Raw genomic sequence first — 4442 nt, forward strand, 5'->3', positions numbered from 1 at the left:
ATTTTATTCGCGTCAATCATCCGCGAACACTATTTTCTTTGTTTTACCCTCTATTTCTCCTTAACCGAGCAGTATTGAGATTCTTGTGGAATTAACGAACCTGCTTTGGTGTCATTCCAGTAATTCGCTTAAACTAAGGATTTGAGCGTTTGCGATCGCCCGCTTCCGTCCCGTTTACATTTCTTTGGAGACAGCCTCTTACCGCTCTCAAGGAGCATGATTTGCCTGATTGGATGCACTTCTATTTGCATAAACTCAATATAGGCAATCGCCTTCAAGCTGTCGTCTATAGCGAGTTAAAATTTTTACAGTATAAATTGATAGAGCAACCATGCCATCGTGGAGTAGAAGGCTAGTTATAACTCAAGTTAGAATCCCAATTCTATCGAAAGTACGCCTCATAAATTAACAATGCCGCGTTTAACGGCAACAATTACAGCTTGGGTGCGATCGCTCACATCCAATTTATTCAAAATCCGATTAACATGAGATTTGACAGTGCCTTCACCGATACTCAAAGCATCTGCAATATCGGCATTACTCATCCCCTGAGCCAGTGAGCGGAGTACTTCTAGTTCTCGTTCACTCAGTTCTGGATTGCTGAGGCGCTGTACCAACTTTGCTCCTACATCAGGCGGAATATACTTCTGACCCCGATGAACGGTACGAATGGCATTCAGAAGCTCGTCAGGTTCAGTTTCTTTCAACAGATATCCTTTTGCGCCTGCCTGCAATCCCCGATAAATATCTTCGTCACTATCATACGTGGTCAGTACAATAATCCGAGCAGATTTAGCAGTAGCACAAATTGCACCGATGGCGGCAACTCCTTCCACTTCAGGCATTCGGAGATCCATGAGCGTGACATCCGGTTGGTGTTCCCCAAATAGAGCGATCGCTTGTTCCCCATTTTCGGCTTGGGCAATCACCTGCATATCTGGGTCACGGTTAATAATGGTGGCTAATCCTTGCCGAAAAATAGCATGATCGTCTGCAATCAGAACCCGAATGGCTTGGCTCATTGTGATGCCTCCCGATCGACGGTAACAATCATCTCTGTTCCTTCTCCAGGTTGACTCCGAATCGTGAGTTGTGCACCGATGCGCTCTGCTCGTTCGCTCATGCCTAGTAAGCCAAAACCCTCAGAGGCTGGAATACTCCCAACTCCAAAGCCCTGTCCATTGTCTTGCACGCGCAAGCAAAACTGATCGCGATCGTATCCTAGCTTCACTCGAATTTCGTCAGCATTGGCGTGTCTAATCGCATTGATTAATGCTTCCTGCCCAATCCGCAGTAGGTTACTCTCGACTTCAGTCGGCAGAGAATATACTGCACCCTCAATCTCATAATATAAAGTGGTATCCATTGCGGCAGTTCTGAGTTGAGCGACGAGACGATGTAGAGCGCTCTGTAGACTGCCTTCCTCCAAAAGCTGAGGACGGAGCGCTACTACCGATCGCCGCGCTTCAACCAGTCCAGTTCGCGCCAATTCTTTGATCAGGTCTAGGTGTGCCTCAGTTGCTTCTACATCATCCGTTAGCACCTGTTTTGCCGCTCCCACCTGAGCCAGAATGCCCGTAAACGCCTGAGCGAGTGTGTCGTGAATTTCGCGTGCCATGCGGTTACGTTCTTCCAAAATTGAGGCTGCTTCTGCTTGCTTTTGCAGCGTAATATCTCGCGCTATCCAAATCACCTGTTCGTGCCGAATCGGTGCAATGCGCGCTGAAAACCAAGTTTCTCGTCCATCTATCTGTAGGCTGTACTCAAGGGTAAGCACTTGTTGGGTTCTCAGCACCTGCTGAATATAACCCATGAATTTATCGGCTTGTTCTTCTTCAAAAATCTGATGCAGTGTTTTACCAACCTTCTCCTCAACTGAACTATACAACTGCCTCGGATTCCCTGCGACTGTTTCGATCACTCGCCCTTGGGCAGTAACAACACATAGCGGATCGGGAATGGCTGAAAAGAGCGCCCGTAGCTCTGCTTCAGAGGCTTGCAGCGCAACTTCTGCCTGTTTGCGATCGCTAATATCTGCAATCACCCCTTCGATGTAGTCATCGGCTGCATTCAAATAAGAAGAGAAAAGTCCCCAAAACACTGTCCCATCTCGTTTTCGCATCTGTGCTTCATAGCTTCGCACTTCCCCATCCCGCTTCATCACCTCAATGCCTTGTTCGCGATCGCTGGGATTGACCCAATAGCCTATAGTGTGTTCAATTCCAATAATCTCTTGGGGTGAATCAAAACCAAACAGATCGGCAAAGCGTTGATTGGCATTGAGAATTAAGCCATCATGGGTGCGGGTTCGGTAGATACCAACCTGTGAGTTTTCAAAAATAGTTCGGAACTTGGCTTCACTGCGTTGTAATGCCTCTTCTGCTTGTCTACGCTGGGTGGTGTCATTGCCAACCGATAAGATTTCAACGACATCTCCCTGTTCATTGAAGATGGCTTGATTTGACCAAACAACCCAAACTCGCCGACCGTCTCGACACAGGTTTTCACCCTCGCCTTGCGGGTACGATTGAGGATTACGAAGTAAATCATGGACAAAGGGTTTGACATCGCGTCCAGAGATTTCGATGTCTGGAATGATTGTTTCAAATAAGGTTCGCCCTAAAATCTGATGTTCTTCATAGCCAAGAAGTTTTACCCCATAATCGTTGATGTAGCGAATCCGTCCTTGCGGATCATAGCGAATGATAACGGAATTCGCGGTTTGTAGCAGGTTGCGATAATTTGCTTCACTTTGTCTCAATGCGGCTTCGGTTTGTTGACGTTCCGCGATCTCCTGCTGCAAAGCTTGAGTTTGCTCTTCTACCTTCCTTTCCAGTGTTTCGGAATAATCCGATAACCGTTCATATAACCGAGCATTCTCCAGTGAAATTGCTGCCTGAGCAATCAACAGTTTAAGGACTTGTAAGCGATCGCTGGTAAACACTCCGGTACTGAGATTGTTCTCCAGATAAAGTATGCCAATCAGCTGATTTTGCTTGAGAATGGGCATACACAGGAGCGATCGCGTTTGTTGGTTTTGAATATACCGATCAGTTGAAAAAGACGGTTCGCTGATTGCATCATCAAACACCAGAGTTTCAAATGTGCGTTCTACTGATTGGATGACGGAGACAGGAATTGTTGCACAGCTAGCAACAGTGATCTTTTCTAGGTTACACTGTCTACTTCCACTGCACTGAGCCACAACAGTGAGCCGATCATCTTCCAGGAGAACCAGAGCGCCAGTTTCGGCTCCGGCATTTTCTATCACCACCTGCATCAACGTTGCAGTTAATTGATCGAGATGGATCATTTCTGAGATGGCTTGAGCCGCTTTCATCGCCGCAGCCCAATCGATCGCCGCAGTCGGATGACGGATCGTTTCATCGGTCACGATTGAATGTGATTGCCGAACTAGGTTGGTGTTGAGGAGTTGTGGATAGCGTTTTTCTAAATCTTTAACTTTAGCGGTTGCGCCCCAGCGATCGTAGCAATAGTGCGCCTCTTTAATGTAAGTTTGAGCAATTTTTGACCGCCCTCGCGCCAGATAATGTTTAGCTGCTAATTCATAGGCCAGTGCTTCTTCCTGGATCAACTCATTTTCAGCAGCCCCCGCGATCGCTCGCTCGTAAAACTCTTCAGCCTCAAAAAATTGCCCTAAGACTCGCGCTTTTTCTGCCTCGACTAGATGAAATTTATGTAGATAATTCATGGGAGTGTGTTCTGCCCATTTCTGCATCTTTTCTTGGTTGATGTTAACACAATTGAACCAAGCTACTTTTTGGGAGTTTGAAGCATCCAGCGGTAGGCTCAAAAGCGCCAGAGAGGATATTGGCTGCATGGATTCTGCCCAGAATCTCGGTGAGGGCGATCGCAAGACCAAGAAAAGTGGATAAAGGCATATATCTGGACGCTTATGCATCCATTGCTCTAGGGACTCTCCCCCAAAATCTTCTAAGAACCTATCCCACTATTATAAAAATCGTTACTTATTTTCATAAAATGTGCTTGAAAACCTTAATTTTTCGTTTTCAGTTCTCAAGAAGCTTAAGCTTTGTAGCAAAAATATTATTAGTGGGATAGGTTCAAGAGAATCACTAGAGTGCGTTGATAATCATCTAAAACTTGAAATTTTGCATAGCTGGTAGTGATAGTGATAATTATTCTCATAAAGAGAATTGCTGGTGATCGATTACCATAATCATAAACATTACGAATGTTACTACTGATTCAGCGTTAAGCAAGAATTAATCAAGAAGTTTGTATATTGTTTTTCATACTTAAATTTTGAGATCACGCCGAATTATGTCTTTAGGAGCTATTACCTAAGTAATACTTGTATCTAAATGTATAAAAAATTATAATTAGGGCTTGCTGAAAAAGTCGTATTTAAGCCAGATCAAGAATCAATTAACAATGCTTGTAAGTGAAAATATAATTTA

2 protein-coding genes are annotated in these 4442 nt (G+C 44.9%); both read right to left on the reverse strand.

The features are described from left to right. Nucleotides 1-398 precede the first annotated feature (398 nt). On the reverse strand, nt 399-1022 hold the full coding sequence (locus GNF10_RS35470) for a response regulator transcription factor (RefSeq protein ID WP_185582140.1): 624 nt from the start codon (nt 1020-1022) through the stop codon (nt 399-401). Beyond that, nucleotides 1019-3922, reverse strand: coding sequence for a PAS domain S-box protein (locus GNF10_RS35475; RefSeq protein WP_260446199.1), 2904 nt, complete (start codon nt 3920-3922; stop codon nt 1019-1021). The genes GNF10_RS35470 and GNF10_RS35475 overlap by 4 nt, the downstream gene beginning before the upstream one ends. Nucleotides 3923-4442 lie beyond the last annotated feature (520 nt).

Source organism: Nostoc sp. UCD121, from assembly GCF_014222285.1.
Classification (GTDB): Bacteria; Cyanobacteriota; Cyanobacteriia; order Cyanobacteriales; family Nostocaceae; genus Nostoc.

Excerpts from the sequence above, each read along its gene's own strand:
- GNF10_RS35470 (WP_185582140.1), bottom strand. The coding sequence starts at position 1,022 with ATGAGCCAAGCCATTCGGGTTCTGATTGCAGACGATCATGCTATTTTT.
- GNF10_RS35475 (WP_260446199.1), bottom strand. The coding sequence starts at position 3,922 with ATGCATAAGCGTCCAGATATATGCCTTTATCCACTTTTCTTGGTCTTG.